Origin of the sequence: Bartonella sp. CL71SXKL (assembly GCF_042194935.1) — a bacterium.
Classification (GTDB): Bacteria; Pseudomonadota; Alphaproteobacteria; order Rhizobiales; family Rhizobiaceae; genus Bartonella.
Genome location: NZ_JBHINI010000023.1, coordinates 1 through 13,113, shown reverse-complemented (window position 1 = coordinate 13,113; position 13,113 = coordinate 1). Strand labels below are relative to the sequence as shown.

The 13,113-nt window shown below is 41.9% G+C and carries 18 protein-coding genes; 14 read left to right on the top strand and 4 right to left on the bottom strand.

Going from position 1 to position 13,113, the window contains the following annotated elements:
* The 3 genes from ACFILA_RS08440 to ACFILA_RS08430 form a co-directional block, all read left to right on the top strand.
* A partial coding sequence (locus ACFILA_RS08440; RefSeq protein WP_375661000.1) for a DUF4815 domain-containing protein occupies positions 1-1,686 on the top strand: 1,686 nt, incomplete at its 5' end.
* A gap of 14 nt (positions 1,687-1,700) precedes the next feature.
* Positions 1,701-3,083 carry a Bgr_08870 family protein gene (locus tag ACFILA_RS08435; RefSeq protein ID WP_375660999.1) on the top strand — a complete coding sequence of 461 codons (1,383 nt, stop codon included), beginning with the start codon at positions 1,701-1,703 and terminating at the stop codon, positions 3,081-3,083.
* Positions 3,084-3,092: 9 nt separating this feature from the next.
* Positions 3,093-3,344 carry a hypothetical protein gene (locus tag ACFILA_RS08430; protein ID WP_375657902.1) on the top strand — a complete coding sequence of 84 codons (252 nt, stop codon included), beginning with the start codon at positions 3,093-3,095 and terminating at the stop codon, positions 3,342-3,344.
* On the opposite strand, the gene ACFILA_RS08425 is transcribed toward ACFILA_RS08430, so the two are convergent.
* A complete protein-coding gene (locus tag ACFILA_RS08425) occupies positions 3,341-3,697 on the bottom strand; it encodes a type II toxin-antitoxin system HigA family antitoxin (RefSeq protein WP_375624310.1) in 357 nt (118 codons plus the stop codon). The genes ACFILA_RS08430 and ACFILA_RS08425 overlap by 4 nt on opposite strands.
* A 119-nt stretch (positions 3,698-3,816) precedes the next feature.
* Between ACFILA_RS08425 and ACFILA_RS08420 the strand changes: the two genes are divergently transcribed.
* Together ACFILA_RS08420 and ACFILA_RS08415 are read left to right on the top strand one after the other, a co-directional pair.
* Complete coding sequence (locus ACFILA_RS08420) at positions 3,817-4,092, top strand: type II toxin-antitoxin system RelE/ParE family toxin (RefSeq protein ID WP_375637206.1); 276 nt, start codon at positions 3,817-3,819, stop codon at positions 4,090-4,092.
* 30 nt (positions 4,093-4,122) lie between these two features.
* Positions 4,123-4,449, top strand: a complete 327-nt coding sequence (locus ACFILA_RS08415; RefSeq protein ID WP_273791640.1) for a HigA family addiction module antitoxin — start codon at positions 4,123-4,125, stop codon at positions 4,447-4,449.
* Positions 4,450-4,495: 46 nt separating this feature from the next.
* On the opposite strand, the gene ACFILA_RS08410 is transcribed toward ACFILA_RS08415, so the two are convergent.
* The gene (locus tag ACFILA_RS08410; protein ID WP_375660998.1) at positions 4,496-5,014 is read right to left on the bottom strand and encodes a Rha family transcriptional regulator; all 519 of its coding nucleotides are present in this window, start codon (positions 5,012-5,014) and stop codon (positions 4,496-4,498) included.
* Between the two features lie 247 nt (positions 5,015-5,261).
* Between ACFILA_RS08410 and ACFILA_RS08405 the strand changes: the two genes are divergently transcribed.
* The 9 genes from ACFILA_RS08405 (at position 5,262) to ACFILA_RS08365 (ending at position 12,302) form a co-directional block, all read left to right on the top strand.
* Positions 5,262-6,584, top strand: coding sequence for a phage tail sheath subtilisin-like domain-containing protein (locus ACFILA_RS08405; protein WP_375660997.1), 1,323 nt, complete (start codon positions 5,262-5,264; stop codon positions 6,582-6,584).
* Positions 6,584-7,090 (top strand): phage major tail tube protein, encoded by a 507-nt coding sequence (locus ACFILA_RS08400; protein ID WP_375659760.1) that lies wholly within the window; start codon positions 6,584-6,586, stop codon positions 7,088-7,090. The genes ACFILA_RS08405 and ACFILA_RS08400 overlap by 1 nt, the downstream gene beginning before the upstream one ends.
* A 1-nt stretch (position 7,091) precedes the next feature.
* A complete protein-coding gene (locus ACFILA_RS08395; protein ID WP_375631916.1) occupies positions 7,092-7,379 on the top strand; it encodes a phage tail assembly protein in 288 nt (95 codons plus the stop codon).
* 38 nt (positions 7,380-7,417) lie between these two features.
* Positions 7,418-7,489 carry a GpE family phage tail protein gene (locus ACFILA_RS08390; RefSeq protein ID WP_081486138.1) on the top strand — a complete coding sequence of 24 codons (72 nt, stop codon included), beginning with the start codon at positions 7,418-7,420 and terminating at the stop codon, positions 7,487-7,489.
* Positions 7,486-9,552, top strand: coding sequence for a phage tail tape measure protein (locus ACFILA_RS08385; protein WP_375660996.1), 2,067 nt, complete (start codon positions 7,486-7,488; stop codon positions 9,550-9,552). The genes ACFILA_RS08390 and ACFILA_RS08385 overlap by 4 nt, the downstream gene beginning before the upstream one ends.
* Before the next feature lie 5 nt (positions 9,553-9,557).
* The gene (locus ACFILA_RS08380) at positions 9,558-9,938 is read left to right on the top strand and encodes a phage tail protein (RefSeq protein ID WP_375637877.1); all 381 of its coding nucleotides are present in this window, start codon (positions 9,558-9,560) and stop codon (positions 9,936-9,938) included.
* The gene (locus ACFILA_RS08375; protein WP_039760481.1) at positions 9,935-10,159 is read left to right on the top strand and encodes a tail protein X; all 225 of its coding nucleotides are present in this window, start codon (positions 9,935-9,937) and stop codon (positions 10,157-10,159) included. Before ACFILA_RS08380 ends, ACFILA_RS08375 begins: the two co-directional genes overlap by 4 nt.
* Positions 10,156-11,463: a phage late control D family protein gene (locus ACFILA_RS08370; protein ID WP_375660995.1), complete on the top strand. Its 1,308-nt coding sequence runs from the start codon at positions 10,156-10,158 to the stop codon at positions 11,461-11,463. The genes ACFILA_RS08375 and ACFILA_RS08370 overlap by 4 nt, the downstream gene beginning before the upstream one ends.
* Before the next feature lie 311 nt (positions 11,464-11,774).
* Positions 11,775-12,302 (top strand): antA/AntB antirepressor family protein, encoded by a 528-nt coding sequence (locus ACFILA_RS08365; RefSeq protein ID WP_273783424.1) that lies wholly within the window; start codon positions 11,775-11,777, stop codon positions 12,300-12,302.
* Between the two features lie 46 nt (positions 12,303-12,348).
* Here ACFILA_RS08365 and ACFILA_RS08360 read toward each other — a convergent pair whose 3' ends face one another.
* Complete coding sequence (locus tag ACFILA_RS08360) at positions 12,349-12,669, bottom strand: addiction module antidote protein (RefSeq protein WP_375660994.1); 321 nt, start codon at positions 12,667-12,669, stop codon at positions 12,349-12,351.
* Positions 12,656-12,958: a type II toxin-antitoxin system RelE/ParE family toxin gene (locus ACFILA_RS08355; protein ID WP_273721221.1), complete on the bottom strand. Its 303-nt coding sequence runs from the start codon at positions 12,956-12,958 to the stop codon at positions 12,656-12,658. Before ACFILA_RS08355 ends, ACFILA_RS08360 begins: the two co-directional genes overlap by 14 nt.
* Positions 12,959-13,113: the final 155 nt, after the last annotated feature.

Sequence of the window (13,113 nt, the reverse complement as noted above, 5' to 3'; positions counted from 1 at the left end):
GACCCTTTTCTTGATGATAGTTACAGAGATGAAGGCTTTCAACAAACAGGTGCTGTAGGCAACGGCATTTTACAGCTCGCCATTGATCCAACCTTTTACACCGCTAATCTTACAGCGCCTGTCACCCTTGACTGGACAAATGAAGTGATCATTGCGCAAGAGTTGACAACGGCTTGCGAAAAAATCAATCCTTATCAAAATTTTGCACCCCTGCCTGGTACAGTAACCCTTGAACCCGCGACAGACTTCTGGCATGAACAACGCACCGATTGGCTCTCGGGTATCACCAATCAAATCATTATGGGAAAACATCGCGGCAGAACTATCCGTAACACAGAAGTGCGTGATGACTTGGTCAATGCACATCAAGAACAAACCGACTTTTTAAGACAAATTACCCTTCACTTTAAAATTGAAGGCTTTGGCAAGTTAGAACAATTAGAAAGCCTCATCTTTGATGGTGTGAATGTTTTGTCAGCGAGCCGCCTTGTTGCCGATAGCAAGGGCACCCTTGAAGGAACTTTTAAAATTCCACAAAACATCACCGCTGGCACAAAAAATGTTGTGGCACGGGGGAAAGGTGGAACCATTGCAACGGGGCTTTTTACAGGGCAAGGTGTGATTGATGTGAAAGTGATGCGGCGCACCACCACTGTGAAAATATGGATGCAATTTGACCCACAAGCGCAAGTCTTTACCCCCGATGAAACACGGCAAATCACCGGTATTGACTTTCATCTTTGCAAAATCGGTAATGAGAACCATGATTTGGTGATTGATTTGGTCACTACAGAAAACGGTTATCCGACCGCCGATATTCAAGCACAAAGCTTTTATTCTATGAAGGGCGCAAAGGGAGGGTGGGCAGAGGCACGCTATGATGTCCCTTTGTTAGTCCCCAATGACCGTCTCACCGCCTTTGTCATTAAAACCGATGATGCTGATCATGCCGTTTCACTAGCAAAGCTTGGGGATTTTGATGCAGAACACCAGAGATACGTCTCGAGCCACCCTTACGTGACCGGTCCACGCTTTTCTTCTGTCAATGCTAGGAGCTGGACCGCTCATCAAGATGAAGCCTTAGCCTTTCGAGTGCTGTCGGCACGCTATACACAAACAGAAAAAACCATTGATCTTGGCACTTTTGACCTTGTTGACTGCTCTGATTTGCAAATACGCGCAGCCATTGAATTGCCTTCAAGCGATTGTTCTGTCATCTTTGAAATTGAAAGAAACAACGGCACGGTTTATCAACTCCTTCCCTTTCAATTACTCAGTCTTACCGAATATATCAGTGAAAAAGTAAAGCTCCGCGCTATTCTCAAAGGCACCGAAAAGCTCTCACCCGTCTTGTTTGCTCCTGTTCAATTGATTGCGGGGAAGATTCATAAAACGGCCACTTATGTCACGCGTGCTTTTGCCTTTGGTGAAAAAGCAAGATTGACCAGCTATATCAAAACCTTTTTACCAGGTGGTGCAACCTTTTCACTGGAGATGCAACTGGATGATGGTGCTTTCACCCCTTTGAAATTAGAGGAAACAGAACAACTCGCTGAACCGCTTTGGACAGAACGAAAATTTACCAGCAGTGATAAAGGCGCCAAACAAGCGCGCTTGAAACTCACGCTTACCGGTGGACCTGCTGCGCGGTCCATGGTGAGTGATTTTGGCGCTGGCATATTATAATGGGAAAATGAGAGATGACAAAAACCAAAAAACTCGACATGGAATTGCCTAAAGAAGGTCGTTTTATCAGTTCTGAATTCCCAATCTTGCGGGAAAACTTGACCAAAATTGATCAAGCTCTTTTGGTTGTTGAGGAAAAGATAAACGAAAAAGCACCTTCAAAACACACGCATACAATAAGTGATGTTGCAGATCTAGAAAGCGCTCTCAATGGCAAGATGGCAGCGGATAAAACCTTCACTTTTGCTGATTTAAGCGATATCGAGGGTGCTAAGGACGCAGCCAACAATTATGTCCTCTATAAATCAAGCAACAATAACTTCACCTTTGGTAGTGCTGTCTCACTGTTAGGTGCACACCAACATAAAACCGAAGATATCGTGGGGCTTGATGATTTTAGAGCCAAAATCAACGAAGATCTCACAAGCTATGGTCGCTTAAAAAGCCCAAATGAATGGCAAGGTTACAATAAATTTACCAGCAAAGTCATGATGAGTGGTGGCTTAGAACTTTTGGGTAATTCGTCGTTTAATCTCACCCACAATAATAAAGTTGTGACAAGTCTAAGTGCAAGTGGAAGCATGCTTAAAGGTCCAGCAACTGTTGATGGTAAGGCACTTTACACAAAAGATGAGGCTACCACTGTTCTTCAAAAAATACGCAATGAGATTGCAAAACTGAAAGAAGTTACCGCGCTTAATCCCCTTGAAATCCTCATGACAGAAAGTGGTACCATTCCATTTCCTGATAGTGTTACTAGCTACACCGATATTGAAATATGGGCGTGGGGTGGCGGTGGAGGCGGCAGTAATATAAAAGGCGGTGGTGGAGGTGGCGGCGGTTGCGTACGTATTAAAATCAAAGGATACCAGCTGGGAAACTCAAAAAATGCTCAAATTGGACGTGGTGGGAAAGGCGGTAATAACGAGAGGGGAGGCATAGGTGGTCAAACAATAATTCAGGGACTTCTTACCGCAGGCGGTGGCGGAGGTGGTGGATATTATGGATACGGAACTAGTGGCAGTGAAGGAAGTGCCAACAGCAGTGGTCGCGGCGGTAGCGGTGGCAGCTACTACTCTAGTAACAGTAATGTTAATGGTAGCAGTTCTACTTTCGGTGGCGGGAGTGGTGGTGGCTACGCATACTATAGAAGTAACGACGGCCCCTTTATTGTCTACAAAACAAACATTGGACATGGTGGAAGCTCTATTTATGGGGGGGCTGGTGGTGGTTGCAGTGATGGTATCGCAAAAGGGGGTTACAGTGGGAAAGGCGGCAATGGTGGTGATGGAAATGGTTTTACCAGCGGCGGTGGCGGTGGCTACTTTCCAGGAAAATCTGGTGGAGATGGCGGCAATGGTGGTGACGGAGCAATCTTGTTGAGATTTTTTATCTAGGAGTTTTTTATGAAATATGCAGTTGTTGAAAATGGTGTGGTAACAAATATTATTGTAGCCTCAGAAGACTATGTCCATGCCTTTGATGGTGAAGCTATCCCCTCAAGTGAAGCGCAGATCGGCTGGACTTATAAGGATGGAGTGTTCTCTCCTCCTATTGTTGATGAAAACACAAAACAGCTCTCATCTACTGAAATGACAGAAACAGACATACCCGTAGAGCCCATAAAAGAACCACAAGAGAAAGATAATCAAGTCTAGGCTATTAGGCTTTCTAGTGGAATATTGAACTGTTGGTGCAAGTTTTTAATCATGCGCAGTGTTAATTTTCTTTTACCACTCAATATCTCGTAAACGCGATTTAAATGACCAATCGCAGGAACAAGATCTTTAGCACTTAAGTTCATTTGTTCCATTCTAAATTTAATAGCTTCAATCGGGTGAGGAGGAGAAACAGGATAGTGTTCTGCTTCATACGCTTCAATCAACAACACAAGAACCTCCATTTGATCAAATTCTGGAGTATTCTCTTTAGGTTGATTGTCAAACATCGCAGACACAATCTCTAAAGCTTCTTGATACTCTCTCTCTGTACGAATTGGTTTGATATTCATTTCTTAAATTCCTTTAGTTCTACAGTGTTGGCATCAATCATATTAAATTGTAACATTTTTGTTGACAATTGTCACTTAATACATTACATCTTACTTAAAATAAAGTTGTTGAGTTTGCTATGATCAAAACATTTAAAAATAAAGACCTCAAATCTCTCTGGGAAACAGGAAAAAGTAAGATTGATAGCAGGCTTCAACAGCGTATTATTCGCCGTCTTGATGCCCTTGACGCTGCTTCTCAAGTTAGTGATATCAATGTACCAGGTTATAATTTTCATATGCTTAAAGGCTTTACTCCAACTCGCTACACAATTCATATCAATGGTCCTTGGTGTATCACTTTTGAATTTAAAGACAGACACGTTTACCATGTTGATCTAGAGCAATACCACTGAAGGTTTTAAGATTTGTAAAGGAAACTATCCATGACCACACGTAATCCTAATCGTTGTCCTTCTCATCCAGGAGAAATTTTAGCTGAATCCTTAGAACATTTAAATGCAAGCAAAACCGAAATTGCTAGGATTCTTCAAATATCACGCCAGCACTTGCACGGTATCCTTAAAGGAGAACGTCCAGTCACGGCCGTAACAGCAGCTCGCATTGGTAAATTGTTAGGAAATGGACCAGCCCTTTGGCTACAGCTTCAAGCCAATTATGATACATGGCATGCCTTGAGGGACATTGATGTCTCTTCTATTCCAACATTAACAGCTAATAAAGTGGATATACAAATGGAACAGAGCCATTAACCACCTCCCCGCCTCAAAGACGAGGAGATAAAATCATGTTTTTAACTTAAGCTACTTTTGCAACAGGGCTTACTAAAACTCGCTTGGCTTCTTCAACAAGCGTTTTATAATGTTTGCTCTCTTCTGCTAATGTAAAAGCTTTAACAAGATGCATGTGAAGCGGTCCATAAATATAAACAGCTTTTTCAGTAGGTCCCATTTCATCCCAGTTGCTTGGAAAATCAAAGCGTGTATCACGGTCATTATCAATTAATTGGTTTTTTAAATCATAGAAAGCTTTGACGAGGGCTTTTTTGAATGCACGCACCGTATCATTGTTACGCATATAGGTCATGAGTAAAGTTGCTTGTGGTTCATTGAGGATAGCAACTTCTCTTTTTTGTCTTCCACCTTTGGTTCCAAAGGGTAGCATTTCAAATGCGACCCTTCCAAATTCTTCAAAGTCTTCAATGTTTTGACGTACAAGCTGTATAACTGTTTTATGCGTATTGCCTACACCCTCTGCAATTTTTAAAGAGGTTGTGACAGCAATACCAGCATTGTCGATTGTTACTAAATTGTTCATGATGAACTCCTTGTTGACTAATGTTTTTGATTGACACTCAATGAAGAATGCCGGGTGCTCAAAAACACGGCAACAAGCCCGTCGTTATGCTTTCCCCTCGAAAGGGTATTTTATGGCATAACCACACCCGACCCCACTATTATATGCGCGTAGCATATAATGAGTCAAAGTCTTTAATGCACAGAAGACTGATTATTTCGGTAACCAATCCGCTTGTTGTTTTAAGATGTTTTTGAAGCACCTTTGTATGAATCTAACGATTTTAAAGTTTTTGTCAAGTCGCTCGTCAGAGCGGCTCTTTACCCCTCATTTTTCCCATTCATTTTCATTCACCCCTCATTTAAAGGAGCATAAAGTATGGCAACAGGTTTTTTTACACGGTGTTGAAGTCGTTGAAGTTGACGACGGCACCCGCCCCCTTCGCGCGGTTCAGTCTGCCGTTATCGGGATTGTTGGCACAGCACCCGATGCCGATGAACAAGCATTCCCTCTCAACACACCGGTTTTGGTAGCAGGCTCTCTTTCACAAGCTGCAAAACTCGATAAAACGGGTAAGCGTCAAGGTACCTTACCCAATGCCCTTGATCTTATTTTTAAACAAGTAGGAGCAATTGTCGTTGTCGTACGCGTGAACGAGGGTGACAACGAAAATGCAACACTCACCAATATTCTGGGTGGTGTAAACGCAAATGGTGCTTATGAAGGTGTTCATGCTTTCATTGGAGCACAATCCATTGTAGGACAAACACCACGCATTCTCATCGCTCCAGGCTTTACACATCAACGCCCTTCCAGTGTGAATATTGAAGAGAATGGAACTGGTGCAACTGCCAACCCCGTTGCAGCAGAACTGATTGGCATTGCAGAGCGTCTGCGTGCGATTGTGGTGCTTGATGCACCAAATAGCACAGATGAAGCAGCCCTTGCCGCAGCAAAGGATTTTGATTCAAAACGCGCCATTATCATTGACCCTTTTGTAAAGGTGAATCGTGATGGAAAAATTGTAGAACAGCCAGCAAGTGCAGCAGTTGCAGGTGTCATTGCCAAAACGGATTTTGCCCAAGGTTTTTGGCATTCCCCTTCTAATAAAGTGATCAATGGCATTGTAGGAACTGCGCGCCCCATTGATTTTTCCATTGGGGATAGATCAAGCCGCGCCAACCTTCTTAATGAACAAAACATCACAACAATTATCCGCGAAAATGGTTATCGCCTCTGGGGTAATCGCACCCTTTCAAGTGATACAAAATTTGCTTTCTTATCGGTGGTGAGAACCGCAGATATGATCAATGATGCCATTTTGCGCGGGCATCTATGGGCTGTCGACCGCAATATCAAAAAAACCTACATGAGTGACGTGAGTGAAAGCGTCAATGCCTATTTGCGTGATTTGAAAGCACAAGGCGCCATTCTTGGTGAGCGCTGTACGCCTGATCCAGAGTTGAATACAGCAAGCGCCATTGAAGGCGGCAGAGTCTATTTCAATGTCGAATTCACACCAACAACACCAGCAGAACACATCACATTCCGTTCACGCATTGTGAATGATTACTTAGAGGAGATCTTTTAATGGCTATACCTGTTTTACCAAGAGTTTTGAAATATTTTAACATTTTTGTCGACGGCATTCCCTATCAAGCAAAATGTGAAAGCGTAACATTACCGAATTTGAATTTGGTTGTTGAAAGTTATCGTGGTGGAGGCATGGATAGCTCTATTGAAGTTGACCTTGGTCTTGAAACCCTCACACTTAGCATGACCATTTCTGATTGCTCTCCAGAATTGATGGCACTGTTGGGGCGCACAGATGTCGATATCTCATTACGAAGTTCAATGCAAGCGCAAGGCACACCAGCAGAAGGTGTTGTCATTACCATGAGAGGACTATGCAAAGGCTTTGAAATGGCAGAATGGCAACCGGGCAGCAAAGCAACATCCACAACTACCTTCACATTGCAGTATTTCAAATATGTCCAGAAGGACGTTGAAATCGTTGAGATAGATGTCCTCAACTTGGTGAGAAAATTCAATGGCGTCAATCAACTCGCAGACCATAGAGAAAATATAGGATTATAAAATGACAGTCCAAACAAGCATTACACATAAATTATTGATACCTGTTACTTTTGAAGGAAAAGAGCACACCACAATTACCTTACAGCGCCCCAAAACAAAAGATGTGCAAGCAATCGACAAAAAAGAAGGCATAGAGCAAACAATCGCTATGATTGCACGCCTTTCTGGATGGGCACATGAAGCGGTTGGAGAACTCGATATTAATGACTTGTCGAGCATTGGAGAGATTTTGGAGTCTTTTATCAAGCGGCGGGATACCTCGACTGGGAAACCGCCGCTAAACTCATAGCCGATATTACCATTGTGTTCCATTGGTCCCTTTCAAAGATGATGGAAATGGAACCGCAAGAACTCATATTCTGGCGAAATCAAGCAGCAGAAAGGTATAAGACAAAATGAGTGAAAAAGTTGCTGATGCAAAGGTGAAATTGTCTCTTGAAGACAAACTCACCGCACCTCTCAAACATCTTCAAAAAAAATTCGATACATTGTCAAAAACACTCTCACATAGTTTGGGTATTCCGCGCTTTTCTGCTGCTGTCAAAAACATGACAAAAAGCCTTCATGGCGTTCAAAGTGCTCTTGGAGTGGCGGCAAGCCGTGCTTCGGTCTTTACTGGTGTCTTGGGGCTTGCTGGTGGTGGTCTTGTGGCAAGTGTAGCCGCCCTCACCATGAAAACCATGCATCTGGGAGATAGTCTTTATCACGCATCACACCATTTAAATATGAGTGTTGCATCACTTCAATTATGGGGTGATGCAGCCGATAATTCAGGCACTTCTGCCGAACTTTTTCAACAATCCTTAGCGGTTTTAAATAGGCGTTCAGCACAAGCATATGCCGGACAAAAAAGAGGCATGATGGGCTTTGAAGCACTTGGCATTTCTGTCAAAAACACTTCTGGAAAACTCAAATCCACTTCTGTCTTGTTAGAAGAAATTACCGACAAGATGAGTAAGATGAAAAGCCAAGCACAAAGACAGCATATTGCCGCTCTGCTGTTTGGGGGCGATGGTAAAGAAATGGCGACAATGCTTACACAAGGCATGGCACCCATTAAAGAACTGTTTGCAAAGGCGCGAAAAGGAAAATGGCTGATAGGTGCCGATGTTGCACGCTATGCAGCAGATTTAAGTGACAAGCTTGGTGCTTTTAAGAAAAAAATAGGCGGTATCGCGAGCTTTATTGGCGCGCGTTTCATGCCCGTGATTAATGATATGATTGACGGTTTTTCAAAGTTGATTGATGAAAACCGCGACCTCATTCAAACAACCGTTGCGAGCTGGGCAAAAACCTTAAAAAAAGTCCTTAATGATTTGCTTAATCCTACCTCTGATTTAAGAAAAGGCATCAGTGATCTCACAGAGAGGATTAAAGGCTGGTTCCAATGGCTAGAACCTCTGATTGGTGAAATAACCCTCTTTAAGGTAGGACTTGTGGCACTTGGTTCGTTCATTTTTGGTCCACTCATTGCCGCATTAGCAGCCGTAGGAACAGCGTTTGTTAGCCTTGGTATCACAATTATGACGACACCTATCGGTTGGTTAATGGGTGGCATTGCAGCGCTCTTTGTCCTCTATCAATATTGGGACAAACTCAATGGTTGGGTAGCAGCATCTTTAGCCGCGGTTGGGGCAGTTCTTATAGCTTCACTCATTCCAGCAATAACTGCCGTTAGTTCTGCTTTTATATCGCTTGGTATCGCAATCATGACCACACCTATTGGCTGGATTATTGGTGGCATTGCAGCTCTTGTTGCTGCCGGATATCTGCTCTACAAACATTGGGATACAGTCATAAGCTTTATAAGCAAGCTATGGGATTCTTTTTACAGCTTATGTAGTAATGTTTTCAATAACCTCTTGACGTTCTTTAAAAACTTTTCACCACTGACTTGGATTTCGAAAAAAATCAATGAACTCATTGAATGGCTGTTTGGTGTCGATTTAATGGAAATAGGCTCCAATCTTATTAATGGGCTTTGGGAGGGCATCAAAAGCAAATGGGATGATCTGTATAACGGTTTTGGCAATATGATGAAGAAATTAACCAGTTGGATGCCTAATTGGGTGAAAGAAAAGTTAGGGTTTAATGTTTCAATAGACAAGACTTCAACGCAGACCATTAAAACCTTTACCGAAGAAACCAATGCACGTGCAAAAAAAATGGTTGATACAGTAGTGGTTACAAATACCCCACCTGAAAAACGCAAGAGTGGTTTTAATACAAGTGTCGTTGAAACAGGACAAATGCAGGCAACAAATAAAGTAGGTGCTTTTAAAGCTCCAAAGCCAATTACGGTTCATAAGCCCGTTGAAGTAGACGCCCGTGTAACCATTACAAATCTAAATATTTCAGTACCAAATGGTCTCAAGGACGAAATCAGAGACGCTGTCAATCAAGCACTTGAACGCTATGCAAAACAGCAACGTTTAGCCATAGCCTCTAGCCTTTCGGATTAAATACCATGATGTTAGCTTTGGGTGGTTTTATTTTTTCCATTGAAACAGCAGCTTACCAAACACTTGATATGTCTTATGGTGTTCCATGGGTGGAGCAAGGGCGATTGGGGAGAAAGGCTGCTCTTCAATTGCCTGCTGTTGCAAATGCGGAATTTTCTTTAGCAGGCGTGATTTATCCAGATTTCAAAGGTGGTCACAGACAGCTCGAATATTTACGGCAAATAGCGCATATGGGACCTCACATTCTTGTGACCGGTCAAGGCAAAATCTTAGGTAAGTTTGTCATTCTTTCTGTAGAGGAAAAACAAAGCGTTTTTCATCATAATGGCACCCCCAAAAAACAAGAATTTACAATAAAGTTGAGAGAATATGGTGAAGAGCTATGAGTGATCTTTACGTGACAAAAGAAGGCGATATGGTTGATGCCATTTGCTGGAGATATTATGCCAAAGGTCAACAAGCCCTTGCTGTTGAACGCGTTTATGCAGCAAATTTTGGTCTTGCAGACTATGGACCCATCTTAAAAGCAGGCATCACAATCGTTTTGCCAACCCTCCCCTATCCGAAAGCCACACCGGTAATCAGAATTTGGGGCAGTCAATCATGAAACCTTTTTGCACGGTTCTGGCAAATGGAGAGGACATCACAAGAATGCTGATGGACTATGTTTTGTCGATTGAAATTACCGATGAAGCAGAAAACAAAAGTGATCGTATCACTATAGAGCTTGATGACCGCGCACGTGACAGTGATAACGGCTTTCTTGATATTCCTCTTATCGGGACAGTTATTTCCATAAAACTTGGCTATGAAGGCGGGAAAAACCGCGATATGGGATCCTATCTGATAGACGAAATCTCTGTGAGCAGCCCACCACAAAGCTTAAGCGTGACAGGGCGCGCCGCATCAATGAACACGTCTTACAGAACCCCCAAAAGCCAATCCTATCACCAGCAAACCCTTGGCAGTATTGTTCAAGAGATAGCAGAGCGTAATGGCTATACGCCAAAGGTTGATCCTTCTCTTGCAAAAATCGTTGTGCGTCATATTGATCAAACATCGGAAAGTGATATGGCTTTTGCTGCACGCCTCGCAGGGGAATATGATGCGGTAGCAAAGCCCGTTGATGGCAAACTTGTGCTCGCCAAACGGGGTGAAGGCAAAGCCATCACCGGTGAAACACTCCCTATTGTTGTTATCCATGAAAAACATTGCACCTCTTGGGATTTTAAATACAGTGCGCGTGATGAAGCAGGTGCAGCCAATGGCTTAGAAACAGATGTGGGAGACGACCAAAAAGCCGCGGCTGATGCACGAGAACCAGAAGAGATTGATGATGATGAAAACTTTATCCATATGGATAACAGTGACAGAGCATCATCATCTGAATCAGAAAAAGCAGAAAAAGAATCGGAAAAGCAAGAAGAAGACAAAGAGAAAAAAGGCGGTGTTCTCGCAACCTATCATGATATCCGCAGTGGTGAAAAAAAAGAAGTCAAAGTTGGTAATCCGCCGTTTCATGAACTCAAATACACCTACCATAACCAATCAGAGGCTGTTGCAGCCATTGCTGCTTATCGCAATAAATCATCACGCGGTAAGTCTTCTTTCTCATGTGATATCGGTGGTGATCCGTTTGTGCAAGCAGAAGCAAAACTTGTTCAAGAGCCCCCTTTCCGCCCCTATATTCCAGCAGAATGGCGCATCAAAAGTGTTAAGCACAAACTTGATAAAACGGGTGGTTACACAACAAAAATAGAGTGCGAACTTTTTGATGAAGCCCAAGAAGACACAGCTGGAAACGTTGCAAACACAACACCAGACAAGGATGATACCCTTGATCCAAACGCCCCACCAAACGCATGCGACGAAGGCGAAGGCGTCATCCATATGGACGAAGAGGATAGATAAGTCAAATTAGTAAAAACGTAAAAAATCTCGAAAGCAGCTTGACAATGTGACGACAATATGAATAATCGAATCAGGTGCCTAAGAAACACCTTAATAGTAAGCGGATTTGGTTACGAAACAATCTCTTCTCCGCACGTTTAAAGGCTTTGACTCATTGTATGTTACACGCATATAATGATCTTGTCGGGTGTAGTTACGCTATACAATACCCTTTTGGGAAAAGCATAACGACGGACTTACTACCGTGTTTCTTAGCACCCGGCACTTTTTAAAAGTGTCATTAAGAAACATCTAAATAGTAAGGAATTCTTATGAACACTCTTATAGAAATTAAAGAACAAAATATTGGTCAAGAAACTGTTCAAACGGTTAACGCACGTGAATTACATACGTTTTTAGAAGTCAACTCTAAATTTGCAGATTGGATTGTACGCCGTATTAAAGAATATGGATTTTTGGAAAATCAAGATTATGGTTTTACGTTTCTCAAAAATGAGAAACGTAAAAATGTTATAAGTAAAGAATATCATCTCACCTTAGATATGGCGAAAGAGCTCTCAATGGTTGAGCGCAATGAGAAAGGACGTCAAGCTCGTCGTTACTTTATTGAATGTGAAAAGAAACTAAAAAGTCAATTTGTTGATTATGATGATATACGTTTTGCTTTCCCAAAAGATTGGGATAAAATGTCTCCAACTAAAAAGGCTGTTTACATTTATGGACCTCTCCACATGCATCTTGTCAAAGCCTTTACGTTGGTAGAAGAAAGCAAGCATTACAAAGCCATAATCAAAGAAGCAAAACAAGTCTTAGAAAGATCTGTAGTGAAAGCCGCTTAAGTAAAAAATATGCCTCCCCTCCCCGTTCTCAAAAATGGGGAGGTGGTCAAGATGCTTCTTCTAAAGCTGTCTCTTCCTTACAATTATTTTTTGCAGGTGTTAAACTTATTTGTAAATCTAACGCACTCAAAACACTAAGAAAAGTAGAAAGTCGTGGATCACCTTTATCACTTAAAGAACGATAAAGAGACTCTCTTGATAGCCCTGTATTTTGGGCGATTTTACTCATTCCTTGGTTTTTCGCTATTATACCAAGAGCATGGGCAAGATACTTACTATCTTTGCTTTCAAGAGCATCTTCTAAAAGAATCCTTTGTGTCTCAGGTGTCTTGAAATATTCACTTGTGTCAAATTTAGTAATTTCCATGTTTCATTTCCTTTACTAATTGAAGAGCTTTTTTGATATCCTTTTGTTGTGTAGATTTATCACCCGCATTTAATAACAAAATGATTTGTTTACCTTGTTTTACAAAATAGATTCTATAGCCAGGACCATGATGTATTTTTAACTCTCCAATTCCACGGAAAAATTTTACATTTCCAAGAAATCCCGTTTCTATTCTTGCTATCCGTTTAACAATATGCGCTTGCGCAATCTCATCTTTTAAAGAATCTAGCCATTTTATAAAATGCTCTGTTTTGTATACTGTAAACATTTGTAACTTATAAGATACAATTATTACAATGTCAAATACATTCTTTTGTTCCAATGAAAAAGCGACATAAAGCTTAACCAAGCTATCTTTCCGAATGAGAAAGATGTCAATTTTTTAATCCAGCTCTGCTTTTTGCGGAGCTTTTTTTATGGAGA

Coding starts and splice junctions, on each gene's coding strand:
- ACFILA_RS08435 (WP_375660999.1), top strand. CDS start 1,701: ATGACAAAAACCAAAAAACTCGACATGGAATTGCCTAAAGAAGGTCGT.
- ACFILA_RS08395 (WP_375631916.1), top strand. CDS start 7,092: ATGACAGTCCAAACAAGCATTACACATAAATTATTGATACCTGTTACT.
- ACFILA_RS08385 (WP_375660996.1), top strand. CDS start 7,486: ATGAGTGAAAAAGTTGCTGATGCAAAGGTGAAATTGTCTCTTGAAGAC.
- ACFILA_RS08355 (WP_273721221.1), bottom strand. CDS start 12,958: ATGTTTACAGTATACAAAACAGAGCATTTTATAAAATGGCTAGATTCT.
- ACFILA_RS08365 (WP_273783424.1), top strand. CDS start 11,775: ATGAACACTCTTATAGAAATTAAAGAACAAAATATTGGTCAAGAAACT.
- ACFILA_RS08360 (WP_375660994.1), bottom strand. CDS start 12,669: ATGGAAATTACTAAATTTGACACAAGTGAATATTTCAAGACACCTGAG.
- ACFILA_RS08425 (WP_375624310.1), bottom strand. CDS start 3,697: ATGAATATCAAACCAATTCGTACAGAGAGAGAGTATCAAGAAGCTTTA.
- ACFILA_RS08400 (WP_375659760.1), top strand. CDS start 6,584: ATGGCTATACCTGTTTTACCAAGAGTTTTGAAATATTTTAACATTTTT.
- ACFILA_RS08430 (WP_375657902.1), top strand. CDS start 3,093: ATGAAATATGCAGTTGTTGAAAATGGTGTGGTAACAAATATTATTGTA.
- ACFILA_RS08405 (WP_375660997.1), top strand. CDS start 5,262: ATGAATCTAACGATTTTAAAGTTTTTGTCAAGTCGCTCGTCAGAGCGG.
- ACFILA_RS08375 (WP_039760481.1), top strand. CDS start 9,935: ATGAGTGATCTTTACGTGACAAAAGAAGGCGATATGGTTGATGCCATT.
- ACFILA_RS08420 (WP_375637206.1), top strand. CDS start 3,817: ATGATCAAAACATTTAAAAATAAAGACCTCAAATCTCTCTGGGAAACA.
- ACFILA_RS08415 (WP_273791640.1), top strand. CDS start 4,123: ATGACCACACGTAATCCTAATCGTTGTCCTTCTCATCCAGGAGAAATT.
- ACFILA_RS08370 (WP_375660995.1), top strand. CDS start 10,156: ATGAAACCTTTTTGCACGGTTCTGGCAAATGGAGAGGACATCACAAGA.
- ACFILA_RS08380 (WP_375637877.1), top strand. CDS start 9,558: ATGATGTTAGCTTTGGGTGGTTTTATTTTTTCCATTGAAACAGCAGCT.
- ACFILA_RS08410 (WP_375660998.1), bottom strand. CDS start 5,014: ATGAACAATTTAGTAACAATCGACAATGCTGGTATTGCTGTCACAACC.